Here is a 22,289-nt window from a genome sequence, read left to right on the forward strand (position 1 = left end):
GGGGCGGAGACCGGGTATTAAAACCTGGCCAGAGGGGCTCGTCGGTGCGGCGCGGGATAGGAGTTCCTGCGTCCCGCACCGACGAGATTTTTTGCGTTTCCCAACGCTCGTTGCGCGGCGCTTGGCGCCTATCGAAGCTCCGCAAAAGTCAGGGATGGCCCCGTGACTGCTGAAGACCGCATCCGGGCCTTGCCTTGCTGGAATGGCAGCATCGACATTGCGCCGCTGCCGGGCGGCCTCAGCAACGCCAACTATCTGGTCAACGACGCGGCCGGGCGGCATGTCGTGCGCTTCGGCCAGGACTATCCATTTCACCACGTCTTTCGCGACCGCGAGGTGATGACGGCCCGCGCGGCGCACGCCGCAGGCTTCGCGCCGGCGGTCCACCATTCCGAACCCGGCATCATGGTCACGGAATTCCTCGGCGCGAAGACCTATGTCGCCGAGGACGTGCGCGCCAATATCGGCCGCGTCGCAGCGCTTATGCGCGGGTTCCATCGCGAGATGCCCAATCACATCTCCGGCGCCGGCTTCATGTTCTGGGTCTTCCATGTCATCCGCGACTATGCGCGAACGCTGAGCGAAGGCGGCAGCCGCAAGCGCGACGAGCTGCCCAGGCTGCTGGCTCTGGCCGACGAGTTGGAGCGGGCGCAGAAGCTGCTGCCGATCGTATTTGGCCACAACGATCTTCTGCCGGCAAATATCCTCGACGATGGCGACAGGTTGTGGCTCATCGATTTCGAATATGCCGGTTTCAACACGGCGATGTTCGATCTTGCCGGCGTTGCCTCCAACGCCGAGATGAGCGACGCGGAGTCCTTCACTTTCCTCACGGCGTATTTCATGCGCGAGCCGGATGAGGCGATCCGCCGCTCGCACGCCGCCATGCAATGCGCCTCGCTGCTGCGCGAGGCGATGTGGAGCATGGTTTCCGAACTTTACCTCGACGCGCCCGGCATCGACTACGTCGCCTACACCGCAGAGAACCTGACGCGGCTTGACGCGGCGCTGGACAATTACCGCACGAAGTACGGGACCCAGTCATGACATTGCCCACACATGCCGGCATCGTCGTCATCGGCGGCGGCATTATCGGCTGTTCGACGGCCTATCACCTGGCGCGCGACCACAAGGCCGATGTCGTGCTGCTGGAACAGGGCAAGCTGACCTCGGGCTCGACCTGGCATGCGGCCGGGCTGGTCGGCCAGTTGCGCTCGTCGGCCTCGATCACCCGCGTGCTCAAATATTCGGTCGAGCTCTACAAGGGACTGGAGACTGAGACCGGGCTCGCTACCGGCTGGAAGATGACCGGGTGCCTCAGGCTTGCGACCAATGCCGACCGCTGGACCGAATATAAACGGCTGGCGACGACGGCCAGGAGCTTCGGCATGGACATGCAGTTGCTGTCGCCGGGGGAGGTCAAAAAGATGTGGCCGCTGCTGGAGACCAGCGACCTGGTCGGCGCCTCCTGGCTGCCGACCGATGGGCAGGCCAGCCCCTCCGACATCACGCAGTCGCTGGCCAAGGGCGCGCGCATGCATGGCGCGAAGCTGTTCGAGGATGTCCGCGTCACCGGATTTGACATGATGGACGGGCACATCACCGCGGTGAAGACCAACAAGGGCGACATTGCTTGCGACAAGGTGGTGAACTGTGCCGGGCAATGGGCGCGCCAGGTCGGCGCGATGGCCGGCATTTCCGTACCGCTGCAACCCGTCAAGCACCAGTACATCATCACCGAGAAGGTCGACGGGCTGGCGACCGACGCGCCGACAATCCGCGATCCCGACCGCCGTACCTATTTCAAGGAAGAGGTCGGCGGGCTGGTGATGGGCGGCTATGAGCCGAACCCGCAGGCCTGGGCGACCGGCCTGCCCGGCGGCGATGTCCCCGATGACTGGGAGTTCCGCCTGTTCGACGACGACTACGATCATTTCGAACAGCATATGAGCCAGGCGATCGCGCGCGTGCCGGCGCTGGAGACGGTCGGCGTCAAGCAGATGATCAACGGGCCGGAGAGTTTTACGCCGGACGGCAATTTCATCCTCGGTGTCGCGCCCGAATGCGCCAACATGTTCGTCGGCGCCGGCTTCAACGCCTTCGGCATCGCTTCCGGCGGCGGCGCCGGCTGGGTACTGGCGCAATGGGTTGTCGATGGTGAAGCGCCGCTCGACCTTTGGGTGGTCGACATCAGGCGCTTTTCCAATTTGCACCGCGACCGGCAATGGGTCAGCGATCGCACGCTGGAAGCCTATGGCAAGCATTACACGATCGGCTTTCCGCATGAGGAGTACGTCTCGGGCCGGCCGCGCATCGTCTCGCCGCTCTACGAGCGGCTGAAAGCGCACCGCGCGGTGTTCGGCTCCAAGCTCGGCTGGGAACGGCCGAACTGGTTCGCGCCGCAGGGCGCCACATCCGAAGACATTTATTCCATGGGCCGGCAGAACTGGTTTGGCCCGGTCGGCGAGGAGCACCGGCATGTGCGCGAGAAAGTCGGCATCTTCGACCAGTCCTCCTTCGCCAAATACGAAATGACGGGTTCGGATGCGGCTAAGGCGCTGGACTGGATCTGCGCCAACGATGTCGCCAAGCCGGTGGGACGGCTGACCTACACGCAGCTTCTCAACACGCGCGGCGGCATCGAGGCCGATTTGACGGTGGCCAGGCTCGCCGAAGACAAATTCTACATCGTGACCGGCACCGGCTTCCGCACGCATGATCTCTCCTGGATCGGCGACCATGTCGGCAAGGGCCTCGACGTGACGTTGAAAGATGTCACCGAGGATTTCGGCACGCTGTCGCTGATGGGGCCGCGCGCCCGCGATGTGCTTTCGGCCGTCACCGACGCGGATGTCTCGAATGTCGCCTTCCCGTTCGGCCATGTCAGCGAGATCGCCATTGCCGGTCATACGGTTCGGGCGCTGCGCGTCACCTATGTCGGCGAGCTCGGCTGGGAATTGCATGTGCCAATCGCCGCCACCGGCGAAATCTTCGACGCATTGATGGCCGCCGGCAAGCCGCTCGGCATCCGGCCGATCGGCTACCGAGCGCTGGAATCACTTCGGCTGGAGAAGGGCTATCGCGCCTGGGGCTCCGACATCACACCCAACGACACGCCGCTGGAGGCCGGCCTCGGCTGGGCGGTGAAGCTGAGAAAGAACACGGATTTCGTCGGCCGGCGGGCGCTCGAAAAGATCAGCGGCGCCGACCTGAAGAAACGCTTTGCCGGCTTCACGGTCGACGATCCCGATATCGTGCTGGTCGGGCGCGAGACGATTTTGCGCAATGGCGAACCGGTCGGCTATCTCACCAGCGGCGGTTATGGCTACACGCTGGCTAAGAACATCGGCTATGGCTATGTCCGCAACGCCGATGGCGTCAGCGACGATTTTCTCAGCTCAGGGGACTATGAGCTGGTGGTCGCGATGGAACGGACGCCGGCCAACATTCATCTCGAACCGATGTACGATTCTTCGATGAGCAGGATCAAGGCGTAGACGAAACCTGGATTAGCTCACACGGAGTACAAGGCCGCGGCTGGGCACGGTGTCAGCCTCGCCCGGCATCGAAACATAAGGCGCAGTCTCCTCGGCACGAACGACCCTGACCTCAGCCTCGAGCGCAGCGATGCGATCGGCAAAGCCGGCGTTCCACAGCGTGTTCTTGATGGTCAGCACGATGACGCCACCGGGACGGCAGACGCGGATCAGTTCGTCCAGCCCCTCGGCGCCGACATGGCCGGAGGTGAAAACGCCGGCCGAGACGATGCCGGCATAGGCATTGTCGGCAAAGGGCAGTGGCCCGCCGAGCGCCAGGCAATGCAGCGCCGAATAGACGCCCTTTGCCGCCGCTTTAGACAGCATGCCTTGCGAAATATCGAGCGCTTCGACCTGGGGATAGCCGGTGATGGCCAGCCACTCGCCGATCAGCCCGGTGCCGGCGCCGGCGTCGAGAAGCGGTGCGGCGCCGCGCGGCAGATGCCGTGCGAGCAGGGCCAGGCAGATCGTCGGATGGCGGTAGCCGGCGGCCGACATGTCGGCATCGTAGGTTTCCGACCAACTGTCATAGATCGCGGCGACGTCCTCGGGCCGTTGCGCCGCATAGGCGGCGCCAAGCCCGCCATGATCCTTGTTGCCCGCCATGGCTGTTTCTCCGCCAGCTCGCTGCTCACCCTCGATCGGATGATAGCCAAACGGCGAAAACTGTGGAACCGTTGTCGCAAGAAATAACACGCCAGGGGCAACAGCCATGGGGACCGACGAGGCACGCGCAACACTTGCGGCAATTCCGGCATTAGCGGGCTACGACGGACCGCTGGAGCGGCTGGGCGGGATGACCAATCTCGTCTTTCGGGCCGGCGATATCTGCCTGCGTATCCCCGGCAAAGGCACCGAGGAGTATATCAACCGCGCTAATGAGGCGGTGGCGGCGCGTGAGGCGGCCAAAGCGGGCGTCAGTCCCGAGGTGCTGCATGTCGACCCCGCGACAGGCGTGCTGGCGAGCCGCTTCGTTGCCGGCGCCGTGACGATGTCGCCGGAAAAGTTCAAGCTGCGCGCCGGCAGCCCGGCCCGCGCCGGCGAAGCCTTCCGCAGGCTGCACGCGTCCGGTGCGGTGTTTCCGTTCCGCTTCGAGCTGTTTGCGATGATCGACGACTATCTCAAGGTCTTATCGACCAAGGACGTCGCCTTGCCGCCGGGCTACCACGACGTGGTGCGCGAATCCGACACCGTGCGTGCCGCCCTTGCCGCGCATAGACTGCCGCTTGCGGCCTGCCATTGCGATCCGCTGTGCGAGAATTTTCTCGATACGGGCGAGCGGATGTGGATCGTCGACTGGGAATATTCGGGGATGAACGATCCGCTCTGGGACCTCGGCGACCTCTCGGTCGAAGGCCGGTTCCACACCGCGCAAGAGGAAGAGATGATGCGCGCCTATTTCGGCGGCGAGGCGAAACCGGCCGAGCGCGGCCGCGTCGTTATCTACAAGGCGATGTGCGACCTGTTGTGGACGCTGTGGGGGCTGATCCAGCTTGCCAACAACAACCCGGTCGAGGACTTCCGCGCCTATGCCGACGGCCGCTTCGCCCGTTGCAAGGCGCTGATGGAAACGCCTGAGTTTTTACGGCATCTGGCGGCGGTGCGCCAAGGTTAGGTCAATTCACGCCTTTCGGCACGTTCTCCGGCGGCACGACTGTTTCGACCACCTTCTGGCGGTGGAAGATGAACAGGCCGGCGAGCACGACGATGGCCGAGCCGATCAGGATGCGCGGTCCCGGCAGGTCGCCGAAGAAGGCCAGGCCGAAGATCACCGCCCATAGAAGCAGGCTGTAGTGCAGCGGCGCCAGCGTCGAGGCAGGGGCCAGTTTCAGCGCCCTGGTAATCATCAGATGCGCGCTGCAGGAGACGATGCCGAGCAGGAGCATGGCGCCGAAATCGAGTGCCGAGGGCGTCTGCCAGGCGCCTATGGTCATCACGCCGCCGACGAGCAGCGTGCCGATAGTCTGCCAGGTGACCAGCGTTGTGTCGCTGGTGCCGCGCAGGCGGCGGCTGAGGATGATGGCGAAGGCGAAGGCAATGCTGCCGACCAGTGCGAACAGCGAGGACTGCGAGAACGCCGCCGAAGACGGCTTCAAGATGATCAGCACGCCGCAGAAGCCGACCATGATGGCGGCCCAGCGGCGCCAGCCGACCTTTTCGCCGAGCAGGAAATGCGACAGCGCCGCTACATAGATCGGCCCGGCCATGTAGAAGCTCATCACGTCGGCAAGCGGAAGATAGACGACGGCGGCATAGAACAGCGCCGTGTCCGCCGTGGTCGCCAGCACGCGCAGAATCTGGAGGACCGGCCGCTCCATCCGGAACAGTCTGCGGGCGCCCTGGTTGGCGATCATCGGGCCGAGCACGATGAAGGCGCCGATGGATCGGATCAGCACCACCTGGCCGACAGAGAAGCTGGCGACCAGCCATTTGCCCATCGCGTCGTTCAGCGCGAACATGAAGTCGCCGGCCAGCATCAAGAGGATGCCGGCCAGAAGCGCGTTCCTGATAGTGAAGGTGCGGACGAGCGACTGGGCCATGCGGCTCCCTAGCTGCAAGCGGTCGCTTTGACGAGGCAAATCGGTAAGACCAGCGGCGGAAATCGGCTGTTTCTACGCAGTTTTGTGCCGCCGGTTCACCTGTCCGGGACGGCCGGCGATCGACAGCCGTGTCTCCTGTTTCGTGCGCTCGGCCACCACCTTGCCCCTGGCGACGACGCACAGCCGTTCGGCACGCAGCCTGAAGGCCTCGATCGGGTTGCCTGCATCGAGGATGACGAAGCTGGCGCGCTTGCCCACGGCAAGGCCGAGATGATCGAGGCCCATGATGGCGGCGTTGACATTGGTGACCATGTCGAAGCAGCGTGCCATGTCGGCAGGGCTCGACATCTGAGCGACGTGAAGCCCCATGAAGGCGACGTCGAGCATGTCGGCGGTGCCCAGCGAATACCAGGGGTCGAGAACGCAATCCTGGCCCCAACCGACGCGGATGCCGAGCGCCAGCATCTCCTTCACCCGGGTCATTCCGCGGCGTTTGGGAAACGTGTCGTGGCGGCCCTGCAGCATGATGTTGATCAGCGGATTGGGGATCGCCGACACACCGGCCTCGGCAATCAGCGGCAGCAGCTTGGAGACGTAGTAATTGTCCATCGAGTGCATTGAAGTCAGATGCGAGCCGGCTACCTTGCCCTGCAGGCCAAGGCGCTGCGTCTCATAGGCAAGCTGCTCGATGTGGCGCGACAGCGGATCGTCGGTCTCGTCGCAATGCAGGTCGACCATCAGCCCGCGCTTCGCCGCGATTTCGCACAATTCGGTCACCGAGCGCGTGCCGTCGGCCATGGTGCGTTCGAAATGCGGGATGCCGCCGACGATGTCGACGCCCATGTCGAGCGCGCGCAGCGTGTTCTGGCGCGCCGTCGGCGAACGGTAGAAGCCATCCTGCGGGAAAGCGACCAGTTGCAGATCGATATAGGGCGCGACAATCTTCTTGACGTCGAGCAGCGCCTCGACCGCCAGCAGCCGGTCGTCGCAGACATCGACATGGGTACGGATGGCGAGCAGGCCCATCGAGACCGCCCAGTCGCAATAGGCGAGCGCCCGCTCGCGCACCGCGTCATGGGTCAAGAGCGGCTTCAGTTCGCCCCACAGCGAAATGCCTTCCAGCAGCGTGCCCGAAGCGTTGATGCGTGGAATGCCGTAGGACAGCGTGGCGTCCATATGGAAATGCGGATCGACGAAGGGCGGCGAGATCAGATTGCCACGGGCGTCGATCGCCGTGCCGGCGCTGACATGCAGTTCGGACTCGATGGCGACGATCGTCTCGCCGATGATGCCTAGGTCGGCGACGGTGCCGTCGGGCAGCGTTCCGCCGCGCACAACAAGATCGAAATCCATCTGTCGTCATCTCCCTGCAGATCAGTCGCCGCAATCGTGGCGCAAAAGACACCGTGCCGCAGCCGATTGTCTCCGCGACAGCGAAAGGTTCCATCCGGTCACAACTCGCTCTATAAGCCGCCTTTCGCCCCGGTGGCGAATCCGAAATTCGTCAGTCAGGCATGGGATCGGCCATTTGTTTCGCTTCTTCCGTTCGACGGAAAACCAGCGCCTTATCGCAAGGCTTTTGCGGGAATCCTTTCACGCACATAGATTTGGCTACGCTGCGGCCATTCTGTCGATGCTGGTGGTGGCGGCAACGACAGCAGCCAGCGCCTATATGCTGCGCGAAATCACCAATGAATTCGTGGTTTACAAGAGGATTGGGCAGGTCAATCTGATCGCGGCGGCGACCGGAGCGATTTTCATTCTCAAGGGCTTCGCAAACTTCATCCAGGCCTACTTCATGAGCAGGGTCGGCAATGCCATCATCGCCGACCGGCAGCGCAAGATCTATGACAGCATTCTCGCGCAAGGCATCGAATTCTATCATTCGACCTCTTCGTCCGAACTGATTTCGCGCATGACGAACAATGCCCAGGCCGCGCGCAGCGTGCTCGACCAAATCGTCACGTCCTATGTTCGCGATCTGGTGACGCTGGCTGCGCTGGTGGGTGTGATGGTCTGGCAGCAGCCGGCGCTGTCCCTCATCTGTCTGGTGATCGGGCCGATCGCCATTTACGGCGTCAATCGTATCCTGAAGCGCGTCCGAAAAATTGCCTCGCAAGAATTCCGTTCGCTCGGCCAGATCGTGCAGGTGATGCAGGAAACTGCGATCGGCGTGCGCGTCGTCAAATCCTTCGGCCTCGAAGGCGCCATGCGCAAGCGCATGTACAAGGCCGTGTCGGACGTGGAGAGCCGCGCCAACAACATCGCCACGCTGGAGGCCGCCACCAGCCCGGTGATGGAAACGCTTGCGGGGCTGGCCATCGCTGGCGCCGTTTTTGTCAGCGGCTTCCTGGTTCTGGGCGGCGGCGGTCAGATGCCGGGCAACATCATGGCCTTCATCGCGGCGCTGCTGTTGGCCTATGAGCCGGCCAAGCGCCTGGCCCGCGTACGCATCTCGCTTGAAACCGGCATTGTCGGCGTGCGCATGATGTTCCAGCTCGCCGACCGGCCGCTGACGCTGGCCGAAAAGCCGGATGCAAAGCCGCTGCGGGCCGGGCCGGGTGAGATCCATTTCGACAATGTCAGCTTCGCCTACCCCGAAAGCGCGCCGGTGTTCGAGGGACTGGACCTGACGCTTGCCGCCGGCAAGATGACGGCGCTGGTCGGACCCTCGGGCAGCGGCAAGTCGACCATCCTCAACCTGATCATGCGCATGTACGACCCGCAGAGCGGCAGGGTGATGTTCGACGGGCAGGACATTTCTTGTGCCACGCTCACCTCGGTCAGGGAAAAGATCGCCTATGTCAGCCAGGACACGTTCCTGTTTGCCGGCACGATCATGCACAACATCAGGCTCGGGCGCGAGGGCGCCACGGACGAGGAAGTGATGGCCGCCGCAAGGGCCGCCAATGCACATGACTTCATCAGCGCCCAGGCGAAAGGCTACGACACGGATGTCGGCGAGAATGGCGCGCTGCTGTCAGGCGGCCAGCGCCAGCGCATCTCGATCGCACGCGCCATGCTACGCAATGCCGAAATCCTGCTTCTGGACGAGGCGACCAGCGCACTCGACGCCGAATCCGAGGCGCTGTTCCGCGACGCGCTGCAGCAGCTGACGGTCGGGCGCACCACCATCGTCATTGCCCACCGCCTGTCGACCGTGCACCAGGCCGACACGATCGTGGTGCTGGAGGCCGGCAAGGTGGTGGAAAGCGGCGCGCATCGCACGCTGCTCAACCAGGGCGGGCTGTATCAGAAGCTTTACGAATATCAGCTGATGCCGTGAGCTTTACCCTCCCCCTTGTGGGGAGGGTCGCTGCGCAGCAGCGGGGTGGGGGTCGGCGCCGCACCCTCACTCCGGCACGTGCCGCACCGCGCCCTTGTCGGCGCTGGTGGCGAAGGCGGCGTAAGCGCGCAGCGCGGTCGTCACCTTGCGCTTGCGCTTTTCCTCGGGCTTCCAGGCCATGGCGCCCTTCGCCTCCATGGCCGCGCGGCGCGCGTCGAGTTCAGCGTCGCTGACAGCAAGCCGGATCGTGCGGTTGGGGATGTCGATCTCGATCGTATCGCCTTCCTGCACCAGTCCGATCGTGCCGCCTTCCGCTGCTTCGGGCGAGGCATGGCCGATCGACAGGCCTGATGTGCCGCCGGAGAAGCGGCCGTCGGTGACCAGCGCGCAGGCCTTGCCGAGGCCTTTCGACTTTAGATAGCTCGTGGGGTAGAGCATTTCCTGCATGCCGGGACCGCCGCGCGGTCCTTCATAGCGGATGACGACGACATCGCCGGCCTTGATTTCGTTGGACAGGATCGCCTTCACGGAAGCGTCCTGGCTTTCGAACACGCGGGCCGGGCCGGTGAACTTCAGGATCGACTCGTCGACGCCGGCCGTCTTCACGATGCAGCCGTCGAGCGCCAGATTGCCTTTCAGCACGGCAAGGCCGCCGTCTTTCGAGAACGGCGTCTCGGCTGAGCGGATGACGCCCTTCTCGCGGTCGAGGTCGAGCTCGTCCCAGCGGCGGTCCTGGCTGAAGGCGACCTGTGTCGGCACGCCACCCGGAGCGGCGAGAAAGAAGTCGCGGACGCTCTGGCTCGAGGTGCGGGAGATGTCCCAATGGTCGAGCGCTTCGCCGAGGCTCGCCGTATGCACCGTGGGCAGGTTGCGGTTGAGCAGCCCGGCATTGTCGAGCTGGCCGAGGATCGCCATGATGCCGCCGGCGCGGTGGACGTCTTCCATATGCACGTCGGACTTGGCCGGTGCGACCTTGCATAGCACCGGAACCCGCCGTGACAGCCGGTCGATGTCTTCCATGGTGAAGTCGACTTCTCCCTCGTGCGCGGCGGCAAGGATGTGCAGCACGGTATTGGTCGAGCCGCCCATGGCGATGTCGAGCGTCATGGCGTTCTCGAAGGCGCCCTTCGAGGCGATGCTGCGCGGCAGCGCCGACTCATCATCCTGCTCGTAGTAGCGCTGGGCGAGATCGACGATAAGGTGACCCGCCTCGACGAACAGCCGCTTGCGGTCGGCGTGGGTTGCCAGCGTCGAGCCGTTGCCGGGTAGCGACAGGCCGAGCGCCTCGGTCAGGCAATTCATCGAATTGGCGGTGAACATGCCGGAGCACGAGCCGCAGGTCGGGCAGGCCGAGCGTTCGATGACCTTGACGTCCTCGTCGGAGATCTTGTCGTCGGCGGCGGCAACCATGGCGTCGACCAGGTCGAGCGCTTGTGTCTTGCCGGCGAGCACCACCTTGCCGGCTTCCATCGGCCCCCCGGAGACGAAGACGCTTGGGATATTGAGGCGCAAGGAGGCCATCAGCATGCCGGGCGTGATCTTGTCGCAATTGGAGATGCAGACCATGGCATCGGCGCAATGCGCGTTGACCATATATTCGACCGAGTCCGCGATCAGCTCGCGCGACGGCAGCGAATAGAGCATGCCGTCATGGCCCATGGCGATGCCGTCATCGACGGCGATGGTGTTGAATTCCTTGGCGACGCCGCCGGCCTTCTCGATCTCGCGCGCCACCAGCTGGCCAAGGTCTTTCAGATGGACATGACCCGGCACGAACTGGGTGAAGGAATTGACCACCGCGATGATCGGCTTGCCGAAATCCGAATCCTTCATGCCGGTGGCGCGCCACAGGCCGCGGGCGCCGGCCATGTTGCGGCCGTGGGTGGTGGTGCGGGAGCGATAGGCAGGCATGAATTTTCCTTGGCTGGCTGGCTGCGCCCGGTGCGGAGCGTGGCGGCGCGGAACTTGGATCGCAGGGTTTATAGACCGGCAAGTATGGTCTGGCCACTTTTTTGCAATGCGCCAGAGTCTCGCTGAAAATCAGGGTTTCGAAAAAGATTGCCGGCCAGTGTCGGATCGCTAGCCCGGCATCCGTCCTTGGACGACGGCAAGGGAATGGCACCATTTCTATAAGTCAGCAGCTTCACCTGTAACCGCAACCAAACACCCGAGGAGCATGACATGCAAAAGATCACCACCTGCCTGTGGTTCGATGGCCAGGCCGAAGAGGCGATGAATTTCTACGTCTCCATCTTCAAGAATTCGAAGGTGCTGAGCGTGCTGCGTTGGCCCGAAGGCCATGCCGATGCCGGCAAGGCGCTGGTGACCACGTTCGAACTCGACGGCGTGCAGTTCCAGGCACTCAACGGCGGACCGCAATTCAAGTTCAACGAGGCGATGTCACAGTCGATCGACTGCAAGACCCAGGAAGAGGTCGATTATTTCTGGGACAAGCTCATCGAAGGCGGCGGCGAACCGTCGCAATGCAGCTGGCTGAAGGACAAGTTCGGCGTCTCCTGGCAAGTCGTGCCGGAGCAGCTGCCGCGCCTGCTTCTGGATCCGGACCGGGCCAAGGCCGGGCGGGTGATGTCGGCGATGATGCAGATGAGCAAGATCGATATTGCCAAGATCGAGGAAGCTGCGGAGGGGTGAGAAGCGGCCGCGTAGCGGACGAAAAGCCAATTGCTTTGCTTTTCGAGCTTCGAACGCCCTGAGCCATGCGAACGGCCGGCGCGCGTTGGAGCCAATTGACCCTTCAACGTCGGCGCTGCCCCTCATCCGCCCTTCGGGCACCTTCTCCGCGTAAACGGGCAGAAGGAAAAGGGGCGCCTTACGCCGCCTTGTCGCGGACCTGGTAGTCCTTGATGGTAGCGAAGCGGATGGCTTTCCAGCGTTCGGCTTCGTAGTTCAGCGAGAAGGCGTGCTGGGCCAGAAACACCGGATCGTTGTCGAGGTCGCGGGCGATATCGCCGCGATGCGCCTCAATGAAGCGAAGCGTCTCGGCCTTGTCGTCGGCGGAGATCCAGCGGCAGACTGAAAAGCGCGACATCTCGAATTCGACCGGCAGCGTGTATTCGAAGTTCAGCCGTTCCTTCAGCACATCGAGCTGCAGCGCGCCGACGACGCCGACGATGGCCGGCGAGCCGTCTTCCGGCGAAAACAGCTGCACGACGCCTTCCTCGGCCATCTGGTGCAGCGCTTCCTTGAGTTTTTTCGCCTTCATCGCGTCGCCGAGGCGCACACGGCGCAGGATTTCCGGCGCGAAGTTAGGTACGCCGCGGAACAGTATCTCCTCGCCTTCGGTCAGCGTGTCGCCAATGCGCAGCGTGCCGTGGTTGGGGATGCCGACGACATCGCCGGCAAACGCTTCGTCGGCGGTGACGCGGGTGCGGGCAAAGAAGAATTGCGGCGCCGACAGGCTCATCGGCTTGCCGGTGCGCACCAATTTCGCCTTCATGCCGCGCTCGAGCTTGCCCGAACAGACGCGCACGAAGGCGATGCGGTCGCGATGGTTGGGGTCCATATTGGCCTGGATCTTGAACACGAAGGACGTCATCTTCTCCTCCGTCGCCTCGACCTTGCGGGTGTCTGCTTCCTGCGCACGCGGCGGCGGGCCGAAGGCACCGAGCGCCTCGATCAGGTCGCGCACGCCGTAATTGCGCAGCGCCGAGCCGAAATAGACCGGCGTCAGATGGCCCTCACGGAACGCGTCAATATCAAGAGGTCGGCAGGCCTCGCGCGCGAGTTCCAGCTCCTCGATGAAGGCTTCGCGCTCGTTTTCCGGCAGCAGGCCGGCGACGCGGTTGGAGTCGGGGCCGTTGACCGGCGTGCGGTCTTTCTCTGCATCGCCCCTGCGCACAGCGTTGAGCGCCAGGTGGTAGGTGCCGGCAAAAGTCTTGCCGCGGCCGATCGGCCAGGTGATGGGGGCAGTGTCCAGCGCCAGCTTCTGCTCGATCTCGTCCAAAATCTCGAAGGGGTCGCGGCTTTCGCGGTCCATCTTGTTGATGAAGGTGATGATGGGGATATCGCGCAGCCGGCAGACCTCGAACAGCTTCAGCGTGCGCGGCTCGATGCCCTTGGCGGCGTCGATGACCATGACGGCCGAGTCCACCGCCGACAGCGTGCGGTAGGTGTCGTCGGCAAAATCCTCGTGGCCGGGCGTATCGAGCAGGTTGAAGACATTGTCCTCGTATTCGAAGGTCATCACCGAGGTGACGACCGAAATGCCGCGCTCGCGCTCGATCTTCATCCAGTCGGACCGCGTCTGGATGCGGTCCTTCTTGGCCTTGACCTCGCCCGCAAGCTGGATGGCGCCGCCGAACAGCAGCAGCTTTTCGGTGAGCGTCGTCTTGCCGGCGTCTGGGTGGGCGATGATCGCGAAAGTGCGGCGGCGCGATACCGCCTGTTCGATGTCTTCAGCCAATTTCTGGAATCCTGTCTGTGGCGCGGGCTTCTAGCAGCGCATTGCCAGCCTGTCGACAGTTTCGGGCCGGCAGGCCGACCACACTTGAGCTTGAATCGTTACGGTGGCATCAGAGGAGCCCATTCTGAGAGGTCCGGTATGAGCAGCGCTAAAGAAGTCATCGTCATCGGCGCCGGCATTATCGGGGCGTCCATCGCCTGGCACCTGACCAAGGCCGGGGCGCGGGTGACTGTGATTTCCGATAGTGGTGCCGGCGGCGTCGCCACGCCAAACTCCTTTGCCTGGATCAACGCCAGCTGGGGCAATCCCGAAATCTATTTCCGGCTGCGCATCCGTGCGATGGCCGAATGGAAGCGGCTGGCAAACGAGCTGCCCGGCCTGCCGCTCGCCTGGTGCGGCGGGCTGTGCTGGGATCTGCCGGCCGACAGGCTCGAAGCCTACGCGGCTGAGCACGCTTCCTGGGGTTACGGCATCGAACGCGTCGACGCCGGGCGCGCAGCGCAAATCGAGCCCAATCTCGTCGAGCCGCCGGAATTCGCTGTCTATGTCGCGGAAGAAGGCGTGGCCGAACCGGTCGCAGCGGCCAAGGCGCTGCTGGCCGACGCAGAACGGCAAGGTGCGCGCGTTCTCTCCAGTTCTGTAACCGCACTTGTCCAGACCGATGGCAGGATTGCCGGTGTCGATACATCGCATGGGCTGATGCCAGCCGAAGAGGTGGTGATCGCAGCCGGTGTCGGGGCGCCCGATATTGCCGCTACCGTCGGCATCAAGCTGCCGATCGAGACGCCGCCCGGTCTGATCGTCCACTCGCAGCCCTACAAGAAGCTCCTCAACGGGCTGGTGCATGCCGAAAAGCTGCATATGCGCCAGACGGCGGAGGGCCGCATCATCGCCGGCTCGGATTTCGCGGGGAGCGATCCCGGTGAGAATCGCGACGCCACGGCGCGCGAGCTGTTTGCAGCAATGAAGGCGGCTTTGCGCGGCGCCGACGAACTGGAATTTGATTTCCACACGGTTGGCTACCGGCCGACGCCGATCGACGGCTTTCCGATCATCGGCCGCGCCGAGGGCACGGAAGGTCTCTATGTCGCCGTCATGCATTCCGGCATAACGCTGGCGCCGGCGGTCGGGCTGTTCGCCACGCGCGAAATTCTCGACGGCGAGCGTGATCCGCTGCTGACGCCTTATTGGTTGGGTCGGTTTGCTCAGTAGCCCGGCGGACGCTTGAAGCCGCCGGTCAGCGCTTCGATCGCCTTGGCGATGCCGAGCAGCCGCGATTCCGACCAGCGCTTGCCGACCAGTTGCAGGCCGATAGGCAGGCCGTCGCGGTCTTGCCCGCAGGGCAGCGAGAGTGCCGGATGGCCGGAATAATTGAAGACCGCGCCATAGGCCGGTAGCATCCAATAGCTTTGCTCCTTGCCGTCGACTTCGATCGGCGTGCCGGGCTCACAATGCGCGAAGGCCGTGGTCATGGCGACCGGGCACAGCAAGGCATCGCAGGTTTCGAAGAACCTGTCCCAGGCCAGGATCGAGCGGTCGCGGCGAGCGAGCGCCTCGAACCAATTGGTGATCGGCGTTGGCTGCTCCGGCGGTTCGGGCTGCGCTGCCTCCAGCATCATGCCGATCAGATCGCCGCCCTGCCCCAGATCGTGATGCAGATCGATCTCAGGCAAGTTCGCTTCTTCCACAATCACCCCTGCTGATTGCAACCGCTTGGCCAGGCTTTCGGCGGCGACAGCGATTTCGCCAGCCACCGGAAAGCCGGTGATGGACGGCGCCACGGCGATGCGCAATGTCTTGAGGTCTAGCCTGAGCATGGCCTCTACGGGCACCGGCGCGAGGTCCGTGTCTGCTCCGTCCGGGCCGGCGATGATTTTGTAGATCAGCGCAAGATCCTCCACGCTGCGCGCCAGCGGGCCGAGGCAGGACATCAGCCGCACGCTACGCGCCGCGCCGTTCGGATCGGGGAAGGCGCCGGCCAGCGACACGCGATGCTCGGTCGGTTTCAACCCGTAGACACCGCAAAAAGCCGACGGCAGACGGATCGAATCCTGCATGTCGGTGCCGACATCGAACGGCGTCATCCCGGTCGCCACCGCTGCCGCGGCGCCACCGCTGGACCCGCCTGACGTGCGCGAGCGGTTCCACGGATTGCTGGTGCGACCGAACAGCGGGTTGTCCGCCTGCCAGTCCCCCAGCATCGTCGCGACATTGGTCTTTCCAATCAGGATGCCGCCTGCGGCTTTCAATCGGGCGACGACCGGACTGTCTGCCTTTGCCACATAGTCGGCGAATGGTGCGAAACCAACCGTGGTCTTCATATCAGCGGTTTGGTGCATGTCCTTCAACGTGAAAGGCACGCCATGCAGCGGTCCGAGCCCATCGCCGCGCGCCTGCACCGCGTCGGCCTGTTTCGCGCGCTCGCGGGCGCCTTCCCGCTCGAGATTGACGACCGCGTTGACCGCCTCGTTATGCAGATCAATCTGCGCCAGTTGCGCGTCTAGCGCCTCAACGGCGGAGATTTTTCGCGCCGCAATCGTGGTGGCGAGGTCGACGGTCGAGGAGAAGACTAGGTCCATGGCGAATGCTCCGGCAGTCGGCGCCTTCGCCAAATGGCAGGCGCGGCTTGAAGTGAGTTCAGCATTTCTAGGACAGGGAACGCTTGATCGTAATTGCGCTGACCGGTTCGGTTGAGGGGGGCGCGAAGGAATGCGGCCTACCCTGTTTCCTTCGATCAGCCCACCAGCGCGAGCTTCGCAGTTGCCGGCACGAACGGCCGAATAACCATCCCATCGCCGCTGATCGTGACAAAACTCGCGGGCGGGATGGCCTGCCATTCCCCGCCCTCGCGATCGAAAGGCTCCGACACGATGCAACGGCCGGCATTGCGCACCGACGTGTACAGCGTCGGCGCGTGATCGTCGCTGGCATAGCGCACGGCATACAGCGCCTTTCCATCCGAAAAGGCCGCAGTCAGTTTCAAGGCTGGCTCCAGACCGGCGCGGCGCGATGCCTCGATGACGCGGGCGGTGGCGCGCGATACTGCCCCTTGCGGGTCGCCAGCAAGACCCTCGTCGATCATCAGCAGGAAAAGCAGCTCGGAATCGGTGGTGCCTTCACGCTGGTCGAAGACGGCGTCGCAGAGCGAGTTCTCCAGCGCGCGGCGGATCTTTTCGAAGCCGCCGATCTGGCCATTGTGCATGAAAGACCAGCTGCCGGAGATGAAGGGATGGCAGTTCATGCGGCTGGTGGCGCCGCCGGTCGACGCCCTGACATGGGCGAGGAACAGGCCGGATTTGATCTGCCGGCACAGGCTTTTCAGATTGGGATCCGACCAGGCCGGCAGGATGTCGCGGTAGAGGCCGGGCTCGGGCCGGTCGCCATACCAGGCAAGGCCGAAACCGTCTCCATTGGTCGGCGACTTGGCTTCCTGGGCGCAATGGCTCTGGGCAATCAGCGAGTGGCAAGGCGCGGTGACGACGTCTTCGAGGAAGACCGCTTCACCCAGATAGGCCGCCCATCGGCACATCGCTTCTAACCAATCCTAGACGAGATCCAAGTGAGCCTGGGGCTCCTTGACCGCGTGCGAGCCTCTGTTGTGCGTCCGTTCATAAAGTTCGCGAACGATTCGGCTTGCCACAGTTTCGAAGAGAAACGGCAAGAAAGCGTGAACGAGTGCCGCACCAGCGGCCATCAGGAGGCGCGAGCAGAACCAGGCGGCAAAGGCCATATGGCTGAAATAGGTCTCGCCCACCTTGGCCGGGTGAGAGGTGAACAGCTTCGAAAACAGCGTCGTCATGGTGATCCCTCCTGCCGGGATAAGCCCCGATGTGGGTATCCTGCCACGGGGTAAGGTTCATCGGTCTCAATTTGTCCTTGTCTAACGCCGTGGTTCGGGACATTCATCCCAACATGGCGCTTGAATTTGATGAAATCGACCGAAGATTGCTGGCCGAGCTGCAACGCGACGGCACACTGTCGGTCGATCAGCTCTCCGAAAAAGTGTCGCTGTCGCGCAACGCCTGCTGGCGCCGGGTCAAGCGGCTGGAAGAGGACGGCGTCATCACCGGGCGGGTGGCGCTGGTCGATGCCGACAAGCTCGGGCTCGGGCTTTCGGTGTTCATCCTGATCCGCACGTCCAATCATGACCCGGACTGGCTGCAGAAGTTTCGGGCGGCGGTGACCGGTTTTCCCGAGATCACCGGAGTCTATCGCATGTCCGGCGATCTCGACTACGTGCTGCGCGCCCGCGTCGCTGACATGAAGGCCTATGACCGGCTCTATCAGCGGCTGATCGCCAAGGTGGCGCTGTCGGACGTTTCGGCCTCCTTCGTCATGGAGGAGATCAAGGAGACGACGGTCGTTCCGGTGGAATTGCGCTAGGTCACACTGACGCCCGAAAGAAAGCCGTTGATAGGCCTGCGGACGAGTTGACCGAATCGCCGTTCGCGCCGATAGGATCGATTTTATGCGCGCAGCCCTCCACAATTCCTCCGTCATCGGTCCAACCGTCGGCTTCGTCAGGTTGCCGCATGGCGATGGACTTCCCCTTCCCGCTTACGAAAGCACCGGCGCCGCCGGCATGGATCTGCGCGCCGCGGTGCCGGAAGACCGGCCGCTGCTGATCCTGCCTGGCAAGCGCGCCTTGGTGCCGACCGGTCTGATCCTGGAAATTCCCGAAGGAATGGAAGGCCAGGTGCGGCCGCGCTCCGGCCTTGCCTTCAAGCATGGGCTGACCGTCCTCAATTCACCAGGCACGGTCGACAGCGACTATCGCGGCGAGGTTAAGGTGCTGCTGGTCAACCTCGGCGACGAGGATTTCGCGGTGACGCGCGGCATGCGCATTGCCCAGATCGTCTTTGCCGCGGTGACGCAGGTGACGGTTGAGGAGCGCTCGCTGGCCGGCGCCACGACGCGCGGCGCGGGCGGGTTCGGATCGACCGGCACCGCCTGAATGAGCATACCGAAACTGGTCATCTTCGACTGCGACGGAATCCTGGTCGACACCGAGAACCTTGCCAACCGGCGGCTTGCCGAGTGGTTTGTTGCCGCCGGTTATCCCACCACATTCGAATATTGCCGCAAATATTTTTCCGGCCGCAGCATGGCTTCGGTGCAGAAGGAAATCGAAGAGACGACCACGGTGCGGCTCGGCGCCGATTTCGTCGATCGCTGGAATGCCGGCCTGCCCGATCTGTTTGCGCATGGCGTCGAGGCGATCCCCTATGTGCGCGACTTCATCGAGGCGGTTCGCGCGGCCGGCATTCCCTATTGCGTCGCCACTTCTGCGCGTATCTCGAAGATGCACATCACGCTCGGCCAGACCGGGCTGCTGCCGCTGTTCGAGCATGCCATGTTCTCTTCGACCATGGTCAGCCGCGGCAAGCCGTTCCCGGACCTGTTCCTGCATGCGGCAAAGACCATGGGTTTTGCGCCGGCCGACTGCATCGTCATCGAGGACAGCGTTGCCGGCACGCAGGCCGGCATTGCCGCCGGCATGCGTGTCTATGCCTATCATGGCGATCCCTATTCCGACCGCGATGGCCTGGCCAGCGCCGGCGGCGTCCTGTTCGACGACATGCGCGAACTTGCCGGGCTGGTGCCGATCCACTGAAGCTGTGTTAGGTTCCGCGCGGCCAGCCTGAGGCGCCCATGCCAACGAACCTGCTTCGCTCCATCCTAAAGCGTTTCACCGTTTCATGGAAACGGCGAACCGCTCTATCTTTTTGTTTTGTTGCAATTTCCGGCCGGACAACCGCACACACTTTTCCTGAAATTGCTCTAGCGCTTGTGCTGCTGCCGTGGCTTTGGACCGCAGCCGGCGCGCAAGCCGTCAGCTTCCCGGAATTCGGCAGCGCCATCCCCGGCCACATGGATGTGACCTATCTGGACCTCGCAAGGATGGTCATTCCCGGCCTCGCAGGTGACAGCAACGGTTTCTACCGGGGTGGATTGCCGATCGAGATGCGCCACATCGAGGGACCGGATGGCGGCGGTTCGCCGCCTGAGACATCGGGCCTCTCCAACGCCGGCGTGCTCGCCATCAAGGCCGGGGGCAAGGACCGGCTGGCGATGCTCTACGACCTCGGCGACTCTCCCGACAGCGCCGAAGGCTATGCCGTGCTGGCGCTCTACGACATCACAGACAAGCCGAAGCTGCTCGACGCCGTCAATGTCGCGCTCGACCGCGGCACCTATTTCCGTGAACCGGGCAAGCTTTCCGTTGGGCCGAACGACGACATCGTGATCACCATGAGCGCGCATTTCAATTCAAGCCAAAACTACGCGATCACGCCGCTGATCATGGTGCGCGACGACAAATTCCAATTGATCGACATGATCTTCACCTTCGATGAGAACCTGTGCGCCTACAGCCGCAAGCAGGACGTTGCTTTCCAGACGATCGCTGACGGGCAGCCTTATGCCGCGGTCAAAGTGACGGTGACCGACGCCACGGTGCTCAACGGCGAGAGCTGCGACGACCAGCCGCCCAAGCCTGAAGCCCACACAATTTCCGTTACCTATCATTGGGACAAGAAGACGTTGCACTACGTCAAGGATTCCGATGCGCTGGACAAATTGGCAGGAGAGAACGCCAAACGCTTCTGAGCCAACCGCATTCGTTTGCCCGGTGCATTGCTGCACGATAGTATCTGCCGGCATTTCCGCATCTGAAGGGAGCACTCATGGACAAGGGCAAGATCTTTCGCGACCTGCACGCCTCGACCTTCGTCATGCCCAACCCCTGGGATGTCGGCACGACCAAGCTCCTGGCCTCCTTCGGCTTCAATGCGCTGGCGACGACCAGCGCCGGTTTTGCCTTCTCGCGCGGCCTGCCCGATGGCGCAGTGACCTTCGAGGCGATGATCCACCATTGCCGCGAGCTGACGGCGGCAACCAGCCTGCCGGTGTCGGCCGATCTCGAGAAAGGCAAGGGCGACAGCGCGACGAGTGCCGCCGAGACGGTTTTTGCGGCCGAAGCGGCAGGTCTCGCCGGCTGCTCGATCGAGGACCATACCGGCGATCCCGACAAGCCCATCTATGAGTTTTCACACGCAGTCGAGCGCGTTGCAGCTGCTGCTGAGGCCGCACGGGCGCTCAAGCATGATTTCGTCTTCACCGCACGGGCCGAGAATTTCCTTTGGGGCAAACCGGATCTCGACGACACGATCAAGCGGCTGCAGGCCTTCGAAAAGGCCGGCGCCGATGTGCTCTATGCGCCCGGCCTCAAAGATGTCGAGACCATCCAGAAAGTCTGCTCGGCGGTGAGCAGGCCGGTCAATGTCATGGCACTCCCGGCCTTCACCATCGCCGACCTTGCCATGGCCGGGGTCAAGCGCATCTCGCTCGGTCCGTGGCTGACCAATTTCGCCTTCGGCATGCTGGAAACCGCGGCGCGCGAGTTCCAGCAGGACGGCACGTTCGGCTTCACCCGGGCCGCCATCCCGTTCGGCAAATTGCAGGCGCTGTTTTCCAAATCCTCAGGCTAGGGGGTCCCGGCGCATGACGCTCACCGTCGTCGACATGCACACCGGCGGCGAGCCGCTCAGGATCGTCACCGACGGCTATCCAGACATTCCCAAAGGCACGATCCTGGAAAAGCGCGCCTATGTGCGCGACCACCTCGACCATTTGCGCAAGCTGCTGATCTTCGAGCCGCGCGGCCACTACGACATGTATGGCGCGCTGCTGGTGGAGCCCGACCTGCCCGGCGCCGAGCTGGCCGTGCTGTTTATGCACAACGAGGGCTATTCGACGATGTGCGGCCACGCCATCATTGCGCTTGGCCGCTACGCCGTCGACGAAGGGCTGGTGGTCAAGCAGGAGCCAATCACCACCGTCAACATCGAGGCGCCGTGCGGCATGGTCGTCGCCTCGGTCGAGGTCAGGGACGGCAAAGCGGGATCGGTGTCGTTCGAAAGCGTGCCGGCCTTTCTGTTTGCCCATGACCAACAAATCGAATTGGGGGGATACGGCAAGATTGCGTTCGACATCGCCTATGGCGGCGCCTTCTACGCGCTGGCCGACTGCCATCAATTCGGCCTGGAGTTCGGCCGCAGCCGGGTGCGCGATTTCGTCGACGCGGCAACCGCGCTGACCGAGCGGCTGAAGGCGGCGTTCCCTCTATCGCATCCCGACCATGCCGATCTCGCTTTCCTCTACGGCACCATCCTCACCGATGGACACGATGCGTTCTCCGGCGAGGCAACAAAAAACATCTGCGTCTTTGCCGATGCCGAGGTCGACCGCTCGCCGACCGGCTCCGGCGTCACCGCGCGGCTGGCGGCAATGCATGCCAAGGGTGAGATCAACCCTGGTCAGGAGCGGTCCTTCGAAAGCATCGCCGGCTCGCGCTTTTCCGGAGCGGTGGCGCGCACGACCATGGCCGGCCCGCATGATGCGATCATCGCCCGCGTCGGCGGCCGCGCCTACTATTCGGGCCGGGCGGAATTCACCGTCGAGCCGGATGACGAATTGGGACGCGGTTTTCTTCTGCGTTGATA

At 63.5% G+C, this 22,289-nt stretch carries 20 protein-coding genes; 12 read left to right on the forward strand and 8 right to left on the reverse strand.

The window, feature by feature from the left end; genetic code table 11:
* Positions 1–162: 162 nt before the first annotated feature.
* Complete coding sequence (locus tag NKH22_RS04720) at positions 163–1,047, forward strand: phosphotransferase (RefSeq protein WP_352909036.1); 885 nt, start codon at positions 163–165, stop codon at positions 1,045–1,047.
* Positions 1,044–3,497, forward strand: a complete 2,454-nt coding sequence (locus tag NKH22_RS04725; RefSeq protein WP_023692638.1) for a GcvT family protein — start codon at positions 1,044–1,046, stop codon at positions 3,495–3,497. The genes NKH22_RS04720 and NKH22_RS04725 overlap by 4 nt, the downstream gene beginning before the upstream one ends.
* Positions 3,498–3,509: 12 nt before the next feature.
* On the opposite strand, the gene NKH22_RS04730 is transcribed toward NKH22_RS04725, so the two are convergent.
* Positions 3,510–4,142 carry a class I SAM-dependent DNA methyltransferase gene (locus tag NKH22_RS04730; RefSeq protein ID WP_023692639.1) on the reverse strand — a complete coding sequence of 211 codons (633 nt, stop codon included), beginning with the start codon at positions 4,140–4,142 and terminating at the stop codon, positions 3,510–3,512.
* Between the two features lie 106 nt (positions 4,143–4,248).
* Here NKH22_RS04730 and NKH22_RS04735 point away from each other — a divergent pair, with 106 nt between their 5' ends.
* Positions 4,249–5,151, forward strand: coding sequence for a phosphotransferase family protein (locus NKH22_RS04735; RefSeq protein ID WP_023692640.1), 903 nt, complete (start codon positions 4,249–4,251; stop codon positions 5,149–5,151).
* Between the two features lies 1 nt (position 5,152).
* Here the strand turns inward: NKH22_RS04735 and NKH22_RS04740 are convergent, their stop codons facing one another.
* Both NKH22_RS04740 and NKH22_RS04745 read right to left on the reverse strand, forming a co-directional pair.
* On the reverse strand, positions 5,153–6,076 hold the full coding sequence (locus NKH22_RS04740) for a DMT family transporter (RefSeq protein ID WP_023692641.1): 924 nt from the start codon (positions 6,074–6,076) through the stop codon (positions 5,153–5,155).
* Between the two features lie 72 nt (positions 6,077–6,148).
* Positions 6,149–7,429 (reverse strand): amidohydrolase family protein, encoded by a 1,281-nt coding sequence (locus tag NKH22_RS04745; protein WP_352909037.1) that lies wholly within the window; start codon positions 7,427–7,429, stop codon positions 6,149–6,151.
* Between the two features lie 175 nt (positions 7,430–7,604).
* On the opposite strand from NKH22_RS04745, the gene NKH22_RS04750 reads away from it, so the two are divergent.
* Complete coding sequence (locus tag NKH22_RS04750) at positions 7,605–9,362, forward strand: ABC transporter ATP-binding protein (RefSeq protein ID WP_023685110.1); 1,758 nt, start codon at positions 7,605–7,607, stop codon at positions 9,360–9,362.
* Positions 9,363–9,428: 66 nt separating this feature from the next.
* Here NKH22_RS04750 and ilvD read toward each other — a convergent pair whose 3' ends face one another.
* Complete coding sequence (ilvD, locus tag NKH22_RS04755) at positions 9,429–11,273, reverse strand: dihydroxy-acid dehydratase (protein WP_023692643.1); 1,845 nt, start codon at positions 11,271–11,273, stop codon at positions 9,429–9,431.
* A 270-nt stretch (positions 11,274–11,543) separates the two neighbouring features.
* On the opposite strand from ilvD, the gene NKH22_RS04760 reads away from it, so the two are divergent.
* Positions 11,544–12,014, forward strand: a complete 471-nt coding sequence (locus NKH22_RS04760) for a VOC family protein (RefSeq protein WP_023672886.1) — start codon at positions 11,544–11,546, stop codon at positions 12,012–12,014.
* Positions 12,015–12,192: 178 nt separating this feature from the next.
* Here NKH22_RS04760 and NKH22_RS04765 read toward each other — a convergent pair whose 3' ends face one another.
* Positions 12,193–13,785 carry a peptide chain release factor 3 gene (locus NKH22_RS04765; RefSeq protein ID WP_023692644.1) on the reverse strand — a complete coding sequence of 531 codons (1,593 nt, stop codon included), beginning with the start codon at positions 13,783–13,785 and terminating at the stop codon, positions 12,193–12,195.
* A 138-nt stretch (positions 13,786–13,923) separates the two neighbouring features.
* Here NKH22_RS04765 and NKH22_RS04770 point away from each other — a divergent pair, with 138 nt between their 5' ends.
* Complete coding sequence (locus NKH22_RS04770) at positions 13,924–14,997, forward strand: NAD(P)/FAD-dependent oxidoreductase (protein WP_352807586.1); 1,074 nt, start codon at positions 13,924–13,926, stop codon at positions 14,995–14,997.
* Here NKH22_RS04770 and NKH22_RS04775 read toward each other — a convergent pair.
* The 3 genes from NKH22_RS04775 to NKH22_RS04785 all read right to left on the reverse strand — a co-directional run bounded on the left by NKH22_RS04775 (position 14,991) and on the right by NKH22_RS04785 (position 17,584).
* On the reverse strand, positions 14,991–16,364 hold the full coding sequence (locus NKH22_RS04775) for an amidase (protein WP_023692646.1): 1,374 nt from the start codon (positions 16,362–16,364) through the stop codon (positions 14,991–14,993). The genes NKH22_RS04770 and NKH22_RS04775 overlap by 7 nt on opposite strands.
* Before the next feature lie 155 nt (positions 16,365–16,519).
* A complete protein-coding gene (locus NKH22_RS04780) occupies positions 16,520–17,314 on the reverse strand; it encodes a class II glutamine amidotransferase (protein ID WP_023692647.1) in 795 nt (264 codons plus the stop codon).
* 15 nt (positions 17,315–17,329) lie between these two features.
* Complete coding sequence (locus NKH22_RS04785) at positions 17,330–17,584, reverse strand: DUF6356 family protein (RefSeq protein WP_031198207.1); 255 nt, start codon at positions 17,582–17,584, stop codon at positions 17,330–17,332.
* A gap of 113 nt (positions 17,585–17,697) precedes the next feature.
* Between NKH22_RS04785 and NKH22_RS04790 the strand changes: the two genes are divergently transcribed.
* The 6 genes from NKH22_RS04790 to NKH22_RS04815 all read left to right on the forward strand — a co-directional run bounded on the left by NKH22_RS04790 (position 17,698) and on the right by NKH22_RS04815 (position 22,287).
* The gene (locus NKH22_RS04790; RefSeq protein ID WP_023690042.1) at positions 17,698–18,168 is read left to right on the forward strand and encodes an Lrp/AsnC family transcriptional regulator; all 471 of its coding nucleotides are present in this window, start codon (positions 17,698–17,700) and stop codon (positions 18,166–18,168) included.
* A gap of 85 nt (positions 18,169–18,253) precedes the next feature.
* The gene (dut, locus tag NKH22_RS04795) at positions 18,254–18,739 is read left to right on the forward strand and encodes a dUTP diphosphatase (protein ID WP_023690041.1); all 486 of its coding nucleotides are present in this window, start codon (positions 18,254–18,256) and stop codon (positions 18,737–18,739) included.
* Positions 18,740–19,399 (forward strand): HAD family hydrolase, encoded by a 660-nt coding sequence (locus tag NKH22_RS04800; RefSeq protein WP_023685119.1) that lies wholly within the window; start codon positions 18,740–18,742, stop codon positions 19,397–19,399.
* Between the two features lie 176 nt (positions 19,400–19,575).
* Positions 19,576–20,394, forward strand: coding sequence for a hypothetical protein (locus tag NKH22_RS04805; RefSeq protein WP_245260580.1), 819 nt, complete (start codon positions 19,576–19,578; stop codon positions 20,392–20,394).
* Positions 20,395–20,471: 77 nt separating this feature from the next.
* Positions 20,472–21,275 carry an isocitrate lyase/PEP mutase family protein gene (locus NKH22_RS04810; RefSeq protein WP_352909040.1) on the forward strand — a complete coding sequence of 268 codons (804 nt, stop codon included), beginning with the start codon at positions 20,472–20,474 and terminating at the stop codon, positions 21,273–21,275.
* A 13-nt stretch (positions 21,276–21,288) separates the two neighbouring features.
* Positions 21,289–22,287: a proline racemase family protein gene (locus NKH22_RS04815; protein WP_023692651.1), complete on the forward strand. Its 999-nt coding sequence runs from the start codon at positions 21,289–21,291 to the stop codon at positions 22,285–22,287.
* Positions 22,288–22,289 lie beyond the last annotated feature (2 nt).

It is taken from the genome of Mesorhizobium sp. M1252, assembly GCF_040318265.1.
Classification (GTDB): Bacteria; Pseudomonadota; Alphaproteobacteria; order Rhizobiales; family Rhizobiaceae; genus Mesorhizobium.